Annotated in this window: 13 protein-coding genes; 11 read left to right on the forward strand and 2 right to left on the reverse strand. The window is 39.4% G+C overall.

From position 1 onward, the window contains the following. Positions 1–165 precede the first annotated feature (165 nt). The gene (locus JMW94_RS12530; protein WP_201604625.1) at positions 166–1,182 is read right to left on the reverse strand and encodes a hypothetical protein; all 1,017 of its coding nucleotides are present in this window, start codon (positions 1,180–1,182) and stop codon (positions 166–168) included. Positions 1,183–1,427: 245 nt separating this feature from the next. Then, on the reverse strand, positions 1,428–4,334 hold the full coding sequence (gene uvrA, locus JMW94_RS12535; protein WP_201604626.1) for an excinuclease ABC subunit UvrA: 2,907 nt from the start codon (positions 4,332–4,334) through the stop codon (positions 1,428–1,430). A 705-nt stretch (positions 4,335–5,039) separates the two neighbouring features. Here uvrA and JMW94_RS12540 point away from each other — a divergent pair. From JMW94_RS12540 to JMW94_RS12590, 11 genes are all read left to right on the forward strand, one after another. Continuing rightward, positions 5,040–6,404 (forward strand): MFS transporter, encoded by a 1,365-nt coding sequence (locus JMW94_RS12540; RefSeq protein ID WP_201604627.1) that lies wholly within the window; start codon positions 5,040–5,042, stop codon positions 6,402–6,404. Positions 6,405–6,540: 136 nt separating this feature from the next. After that, positions 6,541–7,140, forward strand: a complete 600-nt coding sequence (locus JMW94_RS12545) for a DUF3833 domain-containing protein (protein ID WP_227685515.1) — start codon at positions 6,541–6,543, stop codon at positions 7,138–7,140. A gap of 264 nt (positions 7,141–7,404) precedes the next feature. Beyond that, positions 7,405–8,028 carry a single-stranded DNA-binding protein gene (ssb, locus tag JMW94_RS12550; RefSeq protein WP_201604628.1) on the forward strand — a complete coding sequence of 208 codons (624 nt, stop codon included), beginning with the start codon at positions 7,405–7,407 and terminating at the stop codon, positions 8,026–8,028. Between the two features lie 143 nt (positions 8,029–8,171). Further along, the gene (locus tag JMW94_RS12555; RefSeq protein ID WP_201604629.1) at positions 8,172–9,467 is read left to right on the forward strand and encodes a site-specific integrase; all 1,296 of its coding nucleotides are present in this window, start codon (positions 8,172–8,174) and stop codon (positions 9,465–9,467) included. Between the two features lies 1 nt (position 9,468). Continuing rightward, the gene (locus JMW94_RS12560; RefSeq protein ID WP_201604630.1) at positions 9,469–11,052 is read left to right on the forward strand and encodes a site-specific integrase; all 1,584 of its coding nucleotides are present in this window, start codon (positions 9,469–9,471) and stop codon (positions 11,050–11,052) included. Then, entirely contained in the window at positions 11,045–13,135 is a 2,091-nt protein-coding gene (locus JMW94_RS12565; RefSeq protein WP_201604631.1) for a hypothetical protein, read from the forward strand. Before JMW94_RS12560 ends, JMW94_RS12565 begins: the two co-directional genes overlap by 8 nt. Next, positions 13,128–13,544, forward strand: coding sequence for a hypothetical protein (locus JMW94_RS12570; protein ID WP_201604632.1), 417 nt, complete (start codon positions 13,128–13,130; stop codon positions 13,542–13,544). Before JMW94_RS12565 ends, JMW94_RS12570 begins: the two co-directional genes overlap by 8 nt. 199 nt (positions 13,545–13,743) lie before the next feature. Next, the gene (locus tag JMW94_RS12575; RefSeq protein WP_227685516.1) at positions 13,744–15,477 is read left to right on the forward strand and encodes a site-specific DNA-methyltransferase; all 1,734 of its coding nucleotides are present in this window, start codon (positions 13,744–13,746) and stop codon (positions 15,475–15,477) included. A 3-nt stretch (positions 15,478–15,480) separates the two neighbouring features. Next, entirely contained in the window at positions 15,481–18,180 is a 2,700-nt protein-coding gene (locus JMW94_RS12580; RefSeq protein WP_201604633.1) for a DEAD/DEAH box helicase, read from the forward strand. An 879-nt stretch (positions 18,181–19,059) separates the two neighbouring features. Further along, positions 19,060–19,671, forward strand: a complete 612-nt coding sequence (locus JMW94_RS12585; protein ID WP_201604634.1) for a hypothetical protein — start codon at positions 19,060–19,062, stop codon at positions 19,669–19,671. Positions 19,672–19,785: 114 nt separating this feature from the next. Then, the gene (locus JMW94_RS12590; RefSeq protein WP_227676075.1) at positions 19,786–20,304 is read left to right on the forward strand and encodes a BLUF domain-containing protein; all 519 of its coding nucleotides are present in this window, start codon (positions 19,786–19,788) and stop codon (positions 20,302–20,304) included. Positions 20,305–20,326: the final 22 nt, after the last annotated feature.

Raw genomic sequence — 20,326 nt, forward strand, 5'->3', positions numbered from 1 at the left:
CTGATCTAAACCCTATCGAGAAAAAGTGGGCACAGGCTAAGTTTCTACGCCAAGGGTGGATGGAGAATAATTTACCAAAACTGTTTCAGGATATGGGCTGTATCTCTTTTATTATAGACTGACTATACATTACTTACAAATAACACCGATTTGTATCCACTAATTTCACTCATATAGTTTATCTTGCATACAATTGGCACGCTCAATTGCCTTCCACTGACTATATTCCGGCTCGTCCTTCCCTAGGTAAGCACTGTTTACTTTTATAGCTTGTTCACATATTGCTCGATCATCACTTTTTCTGCGTGCTATATCCCTCTCTTTTTTATCGTCCGCTGCTTTATGAACTACTTTTTCGTTGTAAGATTCTTTTGTTTTTATTGGTGTTTCGCGTACTTCATATTCTTTCTCACTACCCGAAGGGGCATTTGATAATAAAACTTCCCTCGGTCTTGCTTCTACTGATATCACCGGCTCTGGCTTGAATTGCTCCAATGTTACCTTTTCAACTACTTCGTTCTTTGGAGCTTCTAGCGTTACTACTTTCTCAACTACTTCATGATGTTCTATGTTTTTTGACACTACTCTTTTGGTTGGACATATGAAGTTAACAATATCTTGATCTGTCCAATCCGGTGTTGGCGTATACCAATCCCCTAGGTCTGCTGATATTAAGGCCTCAAGATTATCTGATGAGGTTTTTCTTATCTTATCGTTTGCGCAGTCAATTTGCATTTCTCCATAAGCATCACTCTCGTTCCCTCTACGTGCATACTTAACATTTTCAATGCCATAAGATGCAAAGTGAGAGATGAGGAAATAGCGTCCATTTTCACCTGAACCAGAAAGTAACATTGGTATCTGTGTTAATGGAGAATCAAATACTGATTCTTGGACTTGTGGTGATTCTTTATCAGGTTCTGACTGCTCTTCATTGTATTGTCTTGCTTTTTCTCTATAGCCATCATAAGCACTTACAAGCCAAAAGCCGATAAGAACTATAATAATGATTAGGAAGATAGTTGCGCCAGAACAGCCACTATTCTTTTGTCTTTGACGACTGCTTGCTAGCAAATTATTGTTATCTATCTGTTCTGAAGGAGTAGGGAAACCACAACTAGGACAAGCAGTACTTTGATCACTAATTCTTTTAGAACATTCAGGACAGTTAATTAAAGCCATTTTTTTCTACTTTATCTTCATGTGTAATATCATCAGCACATTTCTGCAAGGGTAAGTACTACAAAGTTGTTTAAATTGTTGGTAAATAAGATAAAGATTATAACTTATCAGTAATTTTTGAGCAACAAATGTCAAGATTTTATACTTTTTAAAATAGAGTTTTTAAAGTCTATTTTATATATCACCACCAACAAAAAGGCCACCCCTTAAAGAGTGGCCTTTTATCAATTATTAACCTATTTCTGTTAACTCACTTCTTTCATGCCTTGCTCTAGCATCGGCTTTAAGAATATACCAGTGTATGACTCCTTAACTTCTGCCACTTGCTCAGGCGTACCTTCAGCGATGATCATGCCGCCACCTTTACCACCTTCAGGGCCAAGATCAATCACCCAATCTGCGGTTTTGATGACGTCAAGATTGTGCTCGATGACCACGATAGTATTACCTTTATCGCGTAGCGTATGCAAGATATGCAGCAGCTTATCGATATCATGGAAGTGCAAACCAGTGGTTGGCTCATCCAGGATATAGAGTGTCTGTCCCGTATCGCGTTTGGCCAGCTCACGCGCCAGTTTGACACGTTGCGCTTCACCGCCTGATAGCGTTGGCGCAGACTGACCTAAACGAATATAGCTAAGACCAACATCCATCAAAGCTTGCAGACGACGATAAATCGCTGGAATGGCTGAGAAGAATTCAGTGGCATCTTCGACGGTCATATCTAGGACATCGGCAATATTTTTACCTTTATAGTGAATCTCTAAGGTCTCGCGGTTATAGCGCTTACCTTCACAGGTATCACATGGCACATACATATCAGGTAAGAAATGCATCTCAACCTTTATAAGACCATCACCTTGGCACATCTCACAGCGTCCGCCTTTGACGTTGAAACTAAAGCGGCCCGGCTTATAACCACGAGCACGCGCTTCTTGAGTTTGGGCAAACATCTCACGCACAGGGGTAAACACACCCGTATAAGTCGCTGGGTTTGAGCGCGGCGTACGCCCAATTGGGCTTTGATCGATGTCAACCATTTTGTCCAGATGCTCAAGACCGCTGATGCTGTCATGCTTATCCGCGATGAGCGTTGAGGCATTATTCAATTGCGTCGCTGCCAATGGCATAAGGGTACGGTTAATCAACGTTGATTTGCCCGAACCTGAGACACCAGTCACACAAGTCATAATACCAATGGGAATGGTCAAATCTACATCATGCAAGTTATTGCCTGACGCACCTTTGAGCTCAATCGTCATCGGAACTTGTTTGGGTTTGGCTTTACCTTTGACTTCCATATCGATCGTTTTGGCTTTATGACGAATGGCTGGAATCTCGATTCTCTTCTTACCAGACATATATTGTCCAGTCAGCGATTCTTTGTTTGCCATAATGTCATCGACCGTGCCCTGAGCGATAATATGACCGCCATGTACACCTGCACCAATACCGATATCAATCACATGATCTGCTTGGCGAATGGCGTCTTCATCATGCTCAACGACCAGTACCGTATTGCCCAAATCACGTAAGCGCGTTAAAGTTTTCAGCAAGCGATCATTGTCGCGTTGATGTAGACCAATCGATGGTTCATCAAGGACATACATCACGCCCATTAGTCCTGCGCCAATTTGGCTAGCCAGACGAATACGCTGTGCTTCACCGCCCGATAGCGTTTCAGCAGAACGTGCAAGGGAGAGATAATCAAGTCCAACACTGACGAGGAAGTTTAGACGCTCATTAATCTCTTTAAAGATTTTTTCTGCAACTTCACCTTTATGACCGCCAATTTTTAGCGTTTTATAATAGTCAGCCGCGTCACCGATGGAGAGTTTAACGATTTGAGCGATGGTTTGGTCATCGACACGCACGTTACGTGAAATTTCATTGAGTCGCGCGCCATCACAGACATTACAAGTGGTATCAGCCAGATATTTGGCTAGCTCGTCACGCACGAGATTGCTTTGCGTTTTGGCATAGCGACGTTCTAAATAAGGCAATACGCCTTCAAATGGCACGGTCTTATTGGTTTTACGACCGCGCTCATCAGTGAAATTAAAGGTTAGCTTTTCTTTACCAGAGCCTTGCATAATCAGGTCTTGTTGCGCTTTTGGCAGCTCTTGCCACGGCGCATCCATATCAATTTTAAAATGATTACAAACGGTCGATAGCAATCCAAAGTAGTAGGCATGACGTTTATCCCAACCATTGATTGCGCCTTGATTGAGCGATTTTTCATGGTGGGTAATGAGTTTTTCAGCCGCGAAGTATTGACGTTTACCAAGACCGTCACAGCTTGGGCATGCGCCGTATGGATTGTTAAAACTGAACATACGCGGTTCAAGCTCAGGTACGGCACGATCACAGACAGGGCATGAATGCTTGGCTGACATCACTTGGTTTTCGTCGCCGCCTTCTTTTGGATTGCCATCCATAAAGTGTAACGTCACTAAACCTTGACCTAAACGTAAAGCTGTCTCTAAACTTTCAGCGACACGGTTACCCAAGTCATCACGGACTTTAAAACGGTCAACGACGACTTCAATGGTATGCTTTTTCTTCTTATCGAGTGTTGGTAATTCATCGGTATCGTAGACATCACCATCGACACGTACGCGTACGAAACCTTGTCCAATCAGCTGCTCAAGTAAGACCGTATGCTCGCCTTTACGCTCACGAATCACGGGAGCTAAGATCATGATTTTGGTGTCATTTGGTAACGCCATGACTTGATCGACCATCTCAGTTACTGATTGCGCGACCATTGGTTCACCATGCTCTGGGCAAAAGGGCGTACCAATGCGCGCATAGAGCAGACGCAAATAGTCATAAATCTCAGTAATCGTCCCGACGGTAGAGCGCGGGTTATGGTTGGTTGATTTTTGCTCGATAGCAATCGCTGGCGACAAGCCTTCGATACTATCGACGTCAGGTTTCTCCATTTGTGAGAGGAATTGACGCGCATACGCCGATAAGCTTTCGACATAACGACGTTGCCCTTCGGCATACAGCGTATCGAATGCCAATGACGATTTACCAGAGCCTGATAAACCCGTAATGACCACAAACTTATCTCGTGGAATGTCTAAATCGATATTTTTTAGATTATGAGTGCGTGCGCCGCGAACCTTAATATACTCGTGTGCCATCGGTGTTAGGTTTCCTATTTGCTAAAAGGGTATTGAAAATATCTCAAATTAAAAGGTAAATATGAATCAATTAAATGGTCGGTTAAAAACGTGGATATTCTGTAAATTTATAATGTGGTTATAAATAGTTTTATTATCAAAGATTTTGTTATAAATAATATTTTTATAAAGTGTTCATACGTTGATGAAGTGAGAGCTATAGATGCCTAATTTACTGTTTTAATTTTTATTGCTGAGCGGTATGCTACTTGGCGTTCATTTTGCTGTTTTCTTATTCTACAGCCTTTGAGGTGATTGGTTTTCGTATGACTAAGCAAATCTAAATCAAATCAATGTTAAGTAGTAGTCACCTTTTGTCATGGTTTTGACCAACATGTCGTTTTATAGAGGAGTTTGTCATCTAAGCGATCGCTCTAGCTGACGAGTAATAATGTTTATGACGCCTTACTTTATTGTCATGGCGACCGCATTATTCAAGGTGTGATTGCGCATCCGATGCAGTTGGTAACAAAATAATCGCGTAATATGAATGGCTTGGGTTGAAGAGGTACGGGAGGCTGCATCAATAAGACAAAAGTCTCGGCAAGCAAACGGCGAATGTCTTATACTAGTGGGCTTAATTTGTAGCTAAAGTCTTGATAGCATCACAATAGTATAAGCAGCGCAGTAGTGATAAATCAGCAATGACGAACCAGTGAGGCAAGTATGAATAGCGTAGAAAAACGGGCAATCCTCGGGGTCGGTGGTATATTTGCTTTGCGGATGATTGGTCTGTTTATGATTGTGCCTGTGTTTTCTGTATATGGTGACAATTATACGCACGCGACGCCGTTTTTGATTGGTTTAGCCGTCGGTATTTATGGGCTAGGGCAGGCGATATTTCAGATTCCCATGAGTTTGGCTGCGGACAAATTCCCGCGTAAGCCGATTATCTTTTTAGGACTCATCTTATTTGCTCTCGGCGGTATCATTGCCGCCAATGCGACTGATATTTACGAGGTTATCATTGGTCGGGCGCTGGCAGGTAGTGGCGCGGTATCTGCAGTATTGATGGCATTATTGGCTGATGTGACGCGCGAAGAAATGCGTACCAAAGCGATGGCGACGATGGGCTTGACCATTGCGACTTCTATCATGCTTGCTTTTGCATTTGGTCCGTTATTGGTTGGCTCGCTGGGTATCTCTGGTTTATTTTGGTTGACCTCTGGCTTTGCTGTTTTGGCGATGCTGTTATTGTTGTTTGTGCCGACACCGCTACGAGTACTTAAACACAATTTAGACAATAAATCGATTGGTCAACAATTAGCGACCGTCCTAAAAATTGGCGATTTAAACCGCCTACATATCGGTATCTTTGCTCTGCATCTAACCATGACGGCGATATTTGTGATACTGCCGCATCAGCTTAATGAAGTGATGGGGCTATCGGTACGTCAACAAGGCTTGGTTTATTTGCCGCTGTTATTTATTGGTTTTGCCGTCGCCATTCCTTTTATTATCATCGCTGAAAAGAAACGCAAAATGCGCCAAGTATTCTTAGGTGCGATTGCGCTAATGACCGCTGCTTTAGCGATATTGGCTATTGGCAGTCAGGTTGGCGTTGGTATTATATTAGGTCTGTTATTGTACTTTATGGGCTTTAACTTGCTTGAGGCAACGATTCCATCATGGATATCTAAGCGCGCCCCAGTCGCCAATAAAGCCACTGCGATGGGGCTAAATTCATCCAGTCAGTTCTTTGGGGCGTTTGTCGGTGGAGCAATGGGTGGGTTGTTATTAAGTCAGCCGAATTTGCTGGCGTGGGGTATTTTGGCCGCTATTATGGCCGCTGCTCTGCTCATTATTATCCCTATTTCTCAGCCGCCTTATCTATCGAGTACTACTGTGACCATTCCTAAAGACATTAATATCCAAGACTGGTCACGGCAAATGCTGGCGGTAGAAGGCGTGGATGAACTGGTCGTGATGGCAAAAGAACAAGTTGCCTATCTCAAGCTAGACAAGACACAATTGACAGATGACTCGCGGATGCAGTTATCGAGTTTGGCACAGAGTCCGCTAGATATTTAATACACCGTATAGGCAACGTACTTAGGCGAGTAGAGATAAGGTTGAATAGGCAAAAACTGAGCAGACAACGACTAGATAGACAGCTATTATTAATAAGTGAACGCTAAATCTTTATCTCTATTTAAAAGGAATTAATATGAGTAAGTTTACGATGTTGTCGCACGGTGTTGCGCCTCGAGTAATGGCAAAGCTGGCAATAGGTGCTGGTCTATCAGCCACGTTACTACTCTCAGGTTGCGCCACACAAAATATCCAAGCCTATCAGAACAGCACGCCCACGCTCGATATGCATGAGTTCTTCTCAGGTCAAATCGATGGTTGGGGCATGTTTCAAGGTCGCAATGGCGAGGTCAAAAAACGCTTTTACGTCGATATTGATGCCACTCACGAAGGCGATAATGTCATCGTTTTAGATGAGAAGTTCGCATGGGCAGATGGGTCAAAATCACAGCGTATATGGCGATTGACCAAACAAGCTGATGGTAGCTGGAAAGGCACAGCAGGCGATGTCATTGGCGAGGCAACAGGGAAAGTGGTTGGCAATACCTTGCATTGGAATTACTTGTTAGAGCTACCCGTTGAGGATAAAACCTACAAAGTGAATTTTGATGACTGGATGTATTTGGTTGATAAAGACGTCATGCTCAATCGCTCAGTCATGAAAAAATTTGGCGTAGAACTGGGTAGCGTCACCTTGAGTATGCATCGCAATAACGAGAGCAATGATTCTAAATAAGTTTATAAAGGACAGAGTGAGTTGATAAGTCAGTAACTGGTAATAGTATTAATTCGCTTAATAAAATGGCAAAATAGCAATATCATGGTTTTTTAAACCCAAAAATTATAATATATATCTAAACGACATAGATTGTCGTCTTTAATAGATAGCTTGTAGATATTCCAATAAAAATTGATTACAGTAAAATCATTAATGAATGCACTTAGCTGCACAGTCATTAAAGCGATTCATAAAATTATTCATAAGTAAAAGGACGGTATCATGCGCGGAGTTAATAAAGTTATCATCATCGGTAACCTTGGAGCAGACCCTGAGGCACGTCAATTTAATAACGGCGGTAGCGTGACCAATATCTCGGTTGCAACGTCAGAGCAGTGGACCGACAAGCAAAGTGGCGAAAAAAGAGAAGCGACGGAATGGCATCGTATTTCTCTATTTAATCGTTTGGGTGAAATTGCCGCGCAGTATTTGCGTAAAGGCAGTAAAGTTTATATCGAAGGCAGTTTGCGTACCCGTAAATATCAAGATCCCAATGGTCAAGACCGTTATATTACTGAGATTCGTGCTGAGCAAATGCAAATGCTAGATGGTGCGACTGGTGGTCAAAGTGATAATAGCTTTGGCGGTCAAAATCAGGGTCAAGGTGGTGGCTATGGCAATCAAGGTGGTCAAAGCAATCAAAACAACTTTGGTCAGCAAGCAAACAATCAGCCAGCACAGCAAGGCGGTTACAACCAGCCAGCTGCTCAAGGTGGTCAAAACAGCTTTAACAATCAAAGCGCACCTGCCCAGCAGAATCAGTTCAATCAACCTGCGCAAAAGCCTGCACAGTCAAAGCCAACAGCAATGCCAGACGGTCCTGTCGATGATGATATTCCGTTCTGAGGAATACGTAATCTAATAGTGTTGATTAAATCAGATGGGGTCTATATAAATAGACCCTTTTCTTATGTCTAAAGAATAAAAATAGTTTATAATAGATTTTTGAATAAAATACATGATTAAGTGTTGATTAAAAGGTTTGTCACATGGCTCAGATTAAGAACTTAATATTTAGTAATGGGGAAAGATATCCAATGCTAATGGATTCAGATGGTACTCCTGACTATTGGGTTACATTATATGTGACAGAGAAGCTAAGACCTTCTCAAACACAATCCGCAATTATCAATACTCTTGGGCATTTGATACACCTTAAACTATGGGAAGAGATAAACAATAGAAACCTTATAGAAGAATTTGTAGAGTCTAGGTTCTTAAGTAATGAGGATGTCTACTCTATTCGTGATCACTGTATGCTGGATAGTAGAAGCTTGAGGAGTTGGTTAAAAAGATCAAAGAGTAATGTAGTAAGGTTTCCGTCAGCATCAACTGCGAGCTTTAAGCCTATTCAAAGTGTCTCTAGTAATCATGCATCAAATAGAATGACTCATATAGCTTTTTACTTAGACTTTATAGTTAGAGTCTTACTAAAGAACAAACTAATAAACGAGACTGTGTCTGCTTCAATTACTAGCATGAATAAGTCGTTATTAGCTAACAAGCCCAAAGGCAATAAGGGAAAGGGTTTAGCTGTTGACCCTAATTTAAAGTCTGCACCACCTGAAGCTTTCGATCGAATACTGGAGATTGTAAAAGAAGATTCATCTGATAATCCTTTCAAAGGTACAGATGTTAAATTACGCAATGCAATTATATTTGAAGTCATGAATCAGACAGGTATGAGAGCTGGTGAGATCCTAGCGTTGCAAATTGATGACATAGATTTCCATAAAAATACTATTTCAGTTGTGAGGCGACATGATGCGGTTGAAGACCCCCGAAAAAGGCAGCCAGTGGCTAAAACTAGAGAACGTAGCATACCTGTTAGTGCAACCCTCATTGGACGATTAAAAAGCTATATTATGGAAAATCGTGCAGCTACCGATAATGCTAAGGCGCATCCTTATATTTTTGTCACTCATAAGCGTGGTAACTATTTCGGTAAGCCAATATCCAATAGTACGTTTGTTAACCGTATTATTAAGCCTGCAATAGCAGTTAGCCCAGAGTTACTTGAAGAAGTAACAAGGCATGGTTTTCGCCATAATTTTAATTACAACCTCTCAAAGCGCATAGATGCTAGAAATCAAGCAGCAAAGACCAATCCAGAGATATCTCCAGTTACAGAGAAAATGGAAATACAAATTAGGAAGCAACTTAATGGATGGAGTTCTGATAATACTGCTGAGGGATATAATTTAAGATATATAAGAGAAGAAGCCGATCGCGTTATGCGCGAAGATATAGAACACTGGTCTCAATTCATTAAGAAGGATTTATAGCGTGCAAAGTTTACTGAAAAATAATAGTAGTGTAGAAGTTTGTGCTGAGCTTGAAAAAGCAAGAATCAAGATACCCACTCAACATGTTAGTAAAAGTGGATATCCTTTTCAATTTAATAGTGATGAGTGGCGTTTAGATGGCTCCACTGTTATCTACTTCGAACGTTTGTCACCTATGCCTAATAAGCTAAAAGATAGCTTTAAGAGAGCTTTGTGTCGATATGCAGAAGAGCTTTCAGCAATGCATACCTTCAATATGTTTAATCGTTTTAATGCTTTCATGAAAGCTAATAGTGATGAAAATATAACAGTAGACGCTTTATCTAACTACAGAGCTTCGTTTAACTCAGATAATGAATACAAATTAGGGGCTTTAAAAGGGTTTTTGCTAGCTTGGTATGAATGGCGCTTTGAAGGCATTGGCAAAGAAGTCGCAAGTTACTTGGACGAATTAATACTTAGAGGAAACCCTAAAGGCAATGCTGTCAAAGGTGCATGTCCATATTCGGGGCCGTTGACTCATAATGAGCTAGGGGCCTTAATTGATTGGGCGTCAAATGCATTCAATACGAAATCTCTGAATCTTAAAGAGTATGCTTTTTTTATGACATTAGCATTAACTGGTCGTCGAGCTGTTCAAATTCGATCTCTAAGATCCATAGATCTTATTTTACGTGAAGATGATAACGGTAATGATTATGTTATTAATTGTCCTAGAGCTAAGCAGCGCGGTACTGGTTTTAGAGGACAGTTTACACCTCTTCCAATCAATGAGGATTTGTACCTTATTTTGAGCAATCAGCGTAACGAGTCGATAAAGCGGATTGAAAGTGTATTAGGAGTTGTATTACCTTCAAAAATTCAAGATCAAATCCCCATCTTTCTAGAAGAAGAAAGATTAAAGAAGATAGTGGATCAGAAGGACTTGATAAGACAGTTTACTAAAACACCTGATTTTTTACACATGACAAGAGAGGCAGCTTCTTATTTGCTTCGAAAAGTTTCTATCAAAAATACAGCCTACTCTGAAAGAACTGGTGATTTTATTAACTTTACAGCTTATAGGTTTAGATATACTAAAGGAACTAACCTTACACGTCGAGGAATAACAGGTGTTGCTTTAGCGGCTGCATTAGATCATACGGATACACAGAGTATTGGTGCTTATGTAGAAAATACCGAAGAAACAGCTAAACAGATAGATGAAGTAATGGCTCCAATATTAGCCCCTCTAGCACAAGCGTTTGCTGGAAAACTGATCGCTTCTGAACGAGATGCTATTAGAGCGAATGATCCAAACAGTAGAGTAAAGAATGGGGTTTCGCAAAATATTGGTAATTGTGGGACACATGCATTCTGTGCATCTGGCTATAGAGCGTGCTATACCTGCGTAAATTTTCAACCTTGGTTAGAAGCTCCTCATACTAATGTTCTCACGGAAGTCCTAGAGGAAAGAAAAAAACAAGAGAATCTAGGTATTTCACAAAACGTTATTCAATCAACAGACAAGTTACTACTTGCTGTACAACAAGTCGTTCTTATGTGTGAAGCTATCAAGTCAGAGGAGAAAGTAGTAAATGTCTAATGTCATTCATTTTCAACCTAAAGACGAGCTAACAGCTAAAGAGAACTTAGAGAGTTTTATTGTCCATTGTCGTGATAAGTTGACGCTCTATGATGATCAGGGCGGTTGGCAGAGTAATAACTGGAAACACGAACAAAAAGGGCGTTCAATAGCAATGACCTTTTCAAAATATCGTGAAGTTTCGAATCCTGCTAACTTTGATCCTTTAGAAGAGCCTTTCCTGTCTTTTGCAAAATCTTATATTCGTTACAACCAAAGCATCAAAGCTGTTTCAAGTGTTACTAATAAGATGGTTGCTTTACGCCTAATTCATGATGCTTTGTTTGAGGTTCATGATGATGCGGATATATTAAGAGTTGATGGTTTAGTCCTTATTAAGGTGAATGAACTAACTACGATTCGGATAACTAATGATGACCGCAGAAATAAAGTAGGCTACCAAATTCAAATTCTGCTTGATTTCATTCGGGATAAGAGATTTGAACCTACACTTCAGGCATGGGTAAATCCTTGGCCTAAAGTAGGCGCAAAAGCCGAAAGAACTGACAAAGAATCTATAGAATGGCAGGATACACGTTGTCCAAGTATGCATCAAATGTTAGCTTTGGCAGATAGTTTTGCAAAAGCTGATACTCAAGAAGACAAGTATTGGTCTAGTATTGTGGCACTGCTAATGTTTGCACCTGGAAGAGGCGGCGAGCTTTCGGAATTGACGATTGATTGTATTCATCGAGGCGAAAATGGAGCGTTAGGTGTCAGATGGTATGCTAAAAAGGGCTTTGGTCATACAATCAAGTGGGTTCCTAAAGACCTTGAAGAAACTGTTTTAGAAGCTCATAGAAGGCTAATGGAAATTGGGCAACCTGCACGAGATGCTGCTAGGTTTGCCTACAATAACCCTGATACTTTCTTGCCTCACGAAGAATGTTGCACTTCACATGACTTTTCTGAGAATAAAAAACTAAATGCATACGAATTTGCATGTGCAATGAACTTCTCAAGATCTACTGTTGATGGGTTGCTGTATAAGAATATAGATTTAAAGTCTGACGAAGCTTGGGATTACATCGGTGAAAAAAGGACTAAGTGGATACAGAAGCTAAGATCCAATGGAAGCCCTACATATACAGCGCTAGCTCGATATACCTTAGAAGAGTATAAAAACTCAAGTTGGCCAAACTTACAGTCAATTGAACGTCCAATGTGGGAGTCTCTAGTTCTTATACGTGACCGTGAATTTCATAACCAGTTCTCCGTTAGATCCTTTTCATGGCGTCTGCCTACAGTTAACGAATTAAATGCTCAATTGGCTATCCGAGACAAGCACAAAAATCCACCTAAAACTCTTTTCCAAAGAATGGGTTATAAAGATGAAGATGGATCTGAGATTCGCTTAACTTCACATCAAATTCGTGTTTGGCTATCCACTAATGCTGAGCGTGGAGGTATGGATGCATGGCAATTAGCACGATGGGCAGGACGAGCAAGGATAAACGACAACCGTCATTATGATCTTAGAACTAGCGAAGAGCGAGAGCAACAAGCTAGAAGTGTGATGGAGTTTAATGAGCGTCCAACGGCGCTTCAAGCTATAAAGCTTAATTTACCAGTAAGTTATAAGGATTTAGGCTTAAACCGTATCGGTGTCGCTGATGTTACAGAATACGGTATGTGTACTCATGATTATGCTATGTCACCCTGTACTAAAGGTGGTGAGTGCATGACATGTAAAGAGCATGTGTGTATCAAAGGGATGCCCAACACTTTAGAAAGCATTATTAGACTAGAAGACCAAGTAGAGTCTCAGTTCAAAAAAGCAGAGCGTGATGAAGTTAGCGGTCATTTTGGTGCTAATAGATGGGTGACTCACCTTAGTTGGAAGTTGGCACATATTCGCACGCAGCGTATATTGCTTGAGTCAGAGGACACAGCTGAAGGAGCTATTTTGTGGATTCCACCAGACCATGACCCTAGTCCAGTCAAACGCGCATTAGCACAGAATGATTTACAGATCATAGCGAATAGCGAAGATTACGTTGAAGAATCTACACTTACATCTCTACTAGGAATCGAAAATGCCTAAACAAATTATCACACAAAAAACTCTTCAAGTTGCGTTGCATGAGCTGGATAGTTGGAGTGGTAAGTTAACATGGGATAGATACGCTCAGCAGCTTGCTAAGGTGTTAGGTGAGGATGCAATCAGTCGGCATACTCTAATGTCATACAAGGTGTTAGTTGAGGCTTTTAGAGAGCGAAAAGAAAGCTTGAAAGAAGCTAAAAATAGCGATGCACCAGATATTACTCTTGAGTTTGCCAAAAAACAGATTGCTATGCTAGAAGCTAAAGTGAAGCGACTTGAAAGTCAAAATGAGAAGTTACTAGAACAGTTTGTGAGATGGCAGCATAATGCTTATATGATGCCGAAAGTGGATATGAATTTGCTTAATCAGCAGTTAGATAAACCTTTGCCCCAAGTAAATAGAAGATAGTTAATACGCTTCTATATCGCCCTGTATTAGACTTAAAGAGTAGAGATGGGTAGTTTGTGCTGATTATACTTTAAAGAGCCTGTATCGGCAAACCTGAGGCTCTAAGCACTTGATTAAAGTATTAAATAGACTTAAAGAATTACCTTAGCTCAAACTTTTACTTATAAAAAACTAAATATTTAACCAAATTGGAATAATCATGCCGTTATTAGACTGGGTGAACCGCAATCAGGCGGAAGAAACTGCTGAAAATGTACCTTATCATTTGCTCAAGTTTGAAAAAGCTTACGGTGATAATCGAATAGCAAAAGATAACTTGATTATTAAAGGTGATAATCTTCAAGCTCTAAAAGCACTACTACCTTTATATGGTAATCAGATTAAATGTATATTTATCGATCCACCATATAACACTGAACAGGCTTTTGAGCATTACGATGATAAATTAGAACACGCTCAATGGCTTTATATGATGTACCCTCGTCTGCAATTACTTAAAGACCTACTTTCTGAAGATGGTTCTATTTGGATTACTGTTGATGATAAAGAAGCACATTACTTAAAAGTAATTTGTGACGAAGTTTATGGTAGAGATAATTTCGTGGCTAACATTGTATGGGAAAAGTCTGATAGCCCTAAAATGGATTCAAATCACTTTTCTTCTAGACACGATCACTTACTTATATATTCTAAGTCTATAGAAAAGTTAAGTATAAAGAAAACTATTGGTGAAGTACCTAAGCACTACAATAGAACCGATGATAGAGGTCGAAAATATTATACTAAGCCATTGAGGTCTATGGGTAGTGGTGAAGATACAAGAGAAGCTAGACCTTCAATGTTTTTTGCGTTAACTGCACCAGATGGCACACAAGTATTTCCAATGAAAACTAAGGAAATAGAAGGTCGATGGCGATGGGGATTGGAAAAAGTAGAAAACAATATAGATTTAATAGAATGGGTGAATGGCAAAAATGGCTGGAGTGCTTATTATCGTATATATGCAGACAATATAATAGGTAGGCCTCCTGAAACTATTTGGACACACAAAGATACAGGAAGTAATCGGACTTCAAAAAAGGAAATTAAAGATCTTTTTAAGTCTGATTCAGTATTTAGAACGCCTAAGCCTGAAGCTTTAATAATGAAAGTGTTAGAGTTATGTACCAATAAAGGTGATCTTGTACTTGATAGCTTTTTGGGATCAGGTACTACTGCTGCTGTCGCTCATAAGATGGAACGGAAATATATCGGAATTGAGATGGGTGAGCATGCTAATACATTGGTAATTCCTAGGCTCAAGAAAGTAATTGAAGGTGAGCAAGGGGGAATTTCCGTTACGAAAGACTACTATGAATTAAAAGAAGATACGTTGAAGGATCTAGATTTAGCAGTGGATGATATTAAGATATTTAATAAAGTGTTGCAAAAAATAGGTAAAAACTCAGATCTAATAGATAAAGATTCTTTAAAGGTTATAAAACAAGCTACGAAACTTAAAAAAAATAAAAGTGATGTTGTATGGCAAGGTGGCGGTGGGTTTAGCTTCTATACTCTAGGCTCTCCAGTGTTCGACGAACAAGGGTTTTTACATTCAGACGTTAAGTTTAATGACCTAGCAAGTTATGTATGGTGGTTAGAGACAAAGACTCCTTTACAGTCTAATAAGCATGATACACCATTCTTAGGTATACATAATGAAGTCGCTTATTATCTACTGTATAACGGTGTACTAGGTGATGAACGTCCGCGTGGAGGTAACTTACTGACTCATAAAGTTCTTAAATATCTTGATAAGCATTACCCATACGACGGGAAACGTATCATTATTGGAGAAGCCACACGTATTGGTGATTCAAGCTTAGAAGCATTAAATATCGAGTTTAAGCAAATTCCGTATGCTCTTTACGGTACTCAAGCGAATAAGGATTAGAAAATGAGCTTAAAATTAAAAAATTATCAAAAGAAATCGCTAGAGGCTTTAAATAGGTTTTTTGTACTAGCTTCTTCATTCGGAGCTAAATCTGCTTTTGAGGAATGTATTGCTGAAAATAGCTTAGAGGCTATTAGTTATAACGACCGTCTTGAAGGTGTGCCAAGTGTATGCTTACGTGTTCCTACAGGTGGTGGTAAGACACTGATGGCGGCTCACAGCATCCCTATTGCTGCTGAACAATACGCTAATACTGATACACCTATTGTGTTATGGCTTGTACCTACTGATATGATCAGGACTCAAACTCTATCGGCATTATCTAATCCTTATCATCCCTATCGAAAAGCCTTGCAAGGTCAATATGGTGACCGACTGAAAGTATGTGATATCGAAGCACTACAAACCCTGAATAAGCATGATGTTGAAGGTTCATGTGTAGTCGTAGTGACTACTATACAGGCTTTCAATATTGATAAGGAGAAGACTTATCAGCGTAATGCTTATGCTTTTGACGAAAATTTAAGTGAGTTTTTTAGAAATTTATCAGCTGATCAAGTATCTAAACTAGATAAAGTCACGGAAGATACCTTGCAGCATCAACCGTTCTTAACTAAAAAAGATATAGGTCGCGTTAAACACTCCTTAGTTAATTTTTTCAATATATACAGACCAATCATCATTGTTGATGAAGCACATAAAAACAGAGGGGGTAAAAGCTTCTTTCCTACGCTAAAACGTCTTAATCCTAAATGTTTAGTAGAGTTTACCGCTACTCCCAAAGATAACAATGTGCTGTATTCTGTATCTGCCGCTGAACTTAAAGCAGAAAATATGATCAAATTACCCATTGTTTTAACTGAGCATTCTAATGAGGATTGGCAGTCCTGTATTCGCGACTCACTCATTCATCGTGAGAACTTAGAAATACTGGCTCAAAAAGAGAATGAATACATTCGCCCAATTTTATTGATTCAAGCTCAAGATAAAAATGGAGTGGCAAACGTTGATTCTGTTAAAGACTACTTATTGTCTGAATGTAATATCACAGAGGATTGGATAGCTATCTCAACAGGTCAAACCAAAGAGCTTGAAGATATAAATCTATTTAGTGAGTCTTGTCCTATAAGAGTAGTTATCACTGTAGAGGCATTGAAGGAAGGGTGGGATTGTTCGTTCGCTTATATTTTAGCGAGTTTACAAAATGTCAAATCGGCTACTGATGTAGAGCAGCTACTAGGGCGAGTATTAAGAATGCCTTACGCTAAAGAACGTGCACAATCAGAGCTGAATAAAGCTTATGCACACGTTATATCAAACGATACAACTGAAGCTACCACTCACCTAAAAGATCGTATGGTAGAGAATATGGGCTTTAATAAGTGGGAGGCAGATGCAGCTCTGATTCCGAAAGCTCAATCCGAACTAGGTTTAGGTGAAGCAGGAGGAAGTGCAACTAAGCCTAAAGAGCCTGAGGTTTCAATACCTTTACCGTTTGATTTAAAAACAGAAGACTTAGGGTTAGAGCTGCAATCATCGGTTAAGAAATATGAAACTAGCCAAGGCTCGTCATTAGTGATTATGAAGGGTACGAGTGATGAAGTTTTTGATCGCTTACAAGATATAGCGCTAAACCAAGCCTCTCCTAAACAGCAAGAAAGCATACAATCTTCTTTTGAAGAGGCTAGAGCACAAAGACAATCAGTATTAGCTCCTGAGAATTGGAACGCTACATTTGCACCCATTGCGCAATTAGGTTTGTTGCTAGAAGGAGATTGGCAACTTGCTGATAAGGAAACCATTGAAGATAGTGTTGAGTGGGACTTACTTGATTTTCCAGTGAGCTTAGAGCAATTCAGTATTAGAGAGACTGCTACTAGCTTTGAAATTGATATAAATACAGAACAGAAGTCCCTTAGTTACAAGCGTTTGCATACAAAGCAGCTTCATTTTGAAGATATGCCAACACCAATTACAGAGGATGACTTGATTAATTGGTTAGATAGAAGAACTAGAAGATCGGGATTAACTCAAATACAGCTTAGAGCATATCTTGTGAAGCTACTGTCATACCTTATTCATGAGAAGAAATATAGCTTGACCAGTTTACATCGTGCGCAGTTTCAGTTGGCACAAGCTGTAAATGATGAGATTAATAGACTTTTCAGTTTAGCAAGAAAAAAGGCTTTTCAATCAGACTTATTTGAGCATCTTAAGGTAAGCGAAACTGTTACTCCATATAGCTCTTTTGAGTTCAAAGCAGGTATATACCCTGTAAGAAAGCCATACAGGGGTAGTTTTAAGTTTGAGAAACACTTTTATGGGCAAATAGACGATTTGAAAGAGAAAACTAATTCGGGAAAGATTACGGAAGAGTTTAAGTGCGCTCAGCTGTTAGACTTTCATGAGAAAGTTAAGCATTGGGTAAGGAATATTCCTAAACAGCCACATTCATCATTTTGGTTGCCAACTCAAAAAGACTATTTTTATCCTGATTTCGTTGCCGAGCTTATAGACGGCTCTATTTTTGTACTTGAATACAAAGGTGGTCATATAGATACTGCTGATGATGCTCGTATCAAAAATGATATCGGTAAACAATGGGCTAAAGATAGCAATGGTACGCGAATATTTCTAATGGCAAAAGCACAAGATAATATGGGGCGGAGTTTGGAAGAGCAAATTAATCAGGCGATTGGATAGATATATTTTAACTAAAAATGTTGATTAAGAGCCTTAAAAGGTGGTATTTTATCTCTTAGTCAACTGTTATACTATTTATTGTTGATTAAGAATTTTATTCTAACCTCTTCTCTTTGATTTTAAAGGATTTTTCTGGATTTATTTTATACGTTTAATATTTATGTATTCATTACCGTTCTAGGATGCACCTAAGACTTTAATGTAAAATATATGTTCTAGAAGACCCTGCAATTGCAGGGTTTTTTTATGGCTAGTGATAAATGACTTAAAAAAATAAATTTTCTATAGTGCCCATAAAAATCGTATAAGAGTGAGCGCGTTAAGAAAGATAGACTTTATCAATTGCTATATGATCTCGCTAAAAAATTAAAACGTTTGTTGGTTTTTATAGTTGCGCTCTGATGGTTATTTTAAAGAATAGAAAATTAATTATTGGTTGGTAAACGATTTAGTAAGAAGATAAAGCGGATAAATATTAGCCTACTTCATTGAGTTTATCGATTTTTTTATTCTCATTATCTTATCAAATTTCATATTGAAATTTATGAAAACTACCTTTCATATCCTATATAGACCGTCTGTTCTATTGGATTTAATTAATGCTAACGGTTTATTAAATGGGTTGATATAATCCACTCGAATCAATAATTCAAACAATATTAAATGTGGGGCTTTCATTTAAAGTAATTTTTATTAACCAATAAAAAGTCAAGATTTGACTGTTCAATGGCTGAAATAATAAAAATTCATCTGGTCGACTGCTTACGCCAGGGTTGGTTCAATGTGAAAGGTTAAAGCTGTCACGCTTTTATAATCAATTGACTATAAGAGTGCCCACCTTACTGCTAGTGTTGAGTACAAAGAATGAAAGATGGTGATGTGTTTCAAAAAACTGATTTGGGCAGAGAAGAGATTAAATCTCAGAGTCTCGGTATATTGCCGCGTGAAGCGAGAACATTGCTCATTATGATCGATGGCAAACGCACGTATCAAAGCTATCTTGATACGCTTGACCGTAGCAAAATGTTTGCCGATTTTGGCGGTGTTGCACCACTATTTGAGTTGCTGTTAGGGCTTGAGTGTGTAGAGATAGTGGGCGCTGATAATGCTACCTCCCAAACATCCACTGCGCCGCAAGCACCGACGGCTGATCAGTCTCAAGCATCGTCGTCTGAAAGAAATATTGAGACAGAGTTTGATCGCACCTTTAATGATAAAGGTCTCAATAAAATGGCAGCATTAGGCAAGAAATCAATCAGTAGTATTTTCAAGGCTAGGTTATCTGGTGCGAGCTACGAGACGATAAAGTCAGAGTTGGCTAACTATATTGAAAAAAACGCCCCACCAGTAGAAGCTTGGGGTTACTTGTTGAGTTTAGAACAATGCGGGGATAGCTCGCAATTATTGAGCTTGGTCAAAGAAATACAGAGCACCAGTAGCAGTAATTTATCGCGCGGCATGAATGATTTTATCAAAAAAATTCAACGTTAATATATACGCGACTTATGTTATAAAAAAATGACTTATACCACAAATACTTGGTTATAAAAGAAAGTAGCTGGGTGGTGATAGGTGAAAAATTTAGCAAACTAATTGGAGTGTTTTGTGGAATCAGCTGAGCTTTCAGAATTAAATCGCCTAAAAATGCATCATGGCGAGCATATTATTCTACGTTTAACTTATATTAGCCGTTATAACACTGACAATCCTAAAGGTGAAGTAACGCGCATCCTGACACAGGCTCAGCAAAATAATGAGCGTAATGGTATTACGGGTGCTTTGGTGTTCAATCACAATTATTTTTTGCAAAGTATTGAAGGGGCGAGACCCGTCATCAATGAATTGCTCAGAAAATTGGTTAAAGATAATCGGCATCATGGCTTACAAGTCATCGAATGCCGTGAAGTAGAGCTGCGCCATTGGAGTAAATGGTCAATGAAGTATTTGATTCCAAGCGATGAAAACAAAGGACTTGCGCTCAAGTTTTCGACAGGTACTCAGTTTAATCCTTATTTGATGAACACCAATCAAATCATGATGTTGATTGAGACGTTATCAGACCTTCAAGAGCAAGAAGCAGTGAGCGCCGCCAAAAAGAAGAAACCATGGTTTTCTATTGGCTAATTGACTGATGTTTATAAACGCA

The sequence above is a fragment of the Psychrobacter immobilis genome, from assembly GCF_904846185.1.
GTDB classification, from domain to species: domain Bacteria; phylum Pseudomonadota; class Gammaproteobacteria; order Pseudomonadales; family Moraxellaceae; genus Psychrobacter; species Psychrobacter immobilis_B.

Excerpts from the sequence above, each read along its gene's own strand:
- JMW94_RS12555 (WP_201604629.1), top strand. The coding sequence starts at position 8,172 with ATGGCTCAGATTAAGAACTTAATATTTAGTAATGGGGAAAGATATCCA.
- JMW94_RS12570 (WP_201604632.1), top strand. The coding sequence starts at position 13,128 with ATGCCTAAACAAATTATCACACAAAAAACTCTTCAAGTTGCGTTGCAT.
- JMW94_RS12530 (WP_201604625.1), bottom strand. The coding sequence starts at position 1,182 with ATGGCTTTAATTAACTGTCCTGAATGTTCTAAAAGAATTAGTGATCAA.
- ssb (WP_201604628.1), top strand. The coding sequence starts at position 7,405 with ATGCGCGGAGTTAATAAAGTTATCATCATCGGTAACCTTGGAGCAGAC.
- JMW94_RS12575 (WP_227685516.1), top strand. The coding sequence starts at position 13,744 with ATGCCGTTATTAGACTGGGTGAACCGCAATCAGGCGGAAGAAACTGCT.
- uvrA (WP_201604626.1), bottom strand. The coding sequence starts at position 4,334 with ATGGCACACGAGTATATTAAGGTTCGCGGCGCACGCACTCATAATCTA.
- JMW94_RS12545 (WP_227685515.1), top strand. The coding sequence starts at position 6,541 with ATGAGTAAGTTTACGATGTTGTCGCACGGTGTTGCGCCTCGAGTAATG.
- JMW94_RS12565 (WP_201604631.1), top strand. The coding sequence starts at position 11,045 with ATGTCTAATGTCATTCATTTTCAACCTAAAGACGAGCTAACAGCTAAA.
- JMW94_RS12540 (WP_201604627.1), top strand. The coding sequence starts at position 5,040 with ATGAATAGCGTAGAAAAACGGGCAATCCTCGGGGTCGGTGGTATATTT.
- JMW94_RS12580 (WP_201604633.1), top strand. The coding sequence starts at position 15,481 with ATGAGCTTAAAATTAAAAAATTATCAAAAGAAATCGCTAGAGGCTTTA.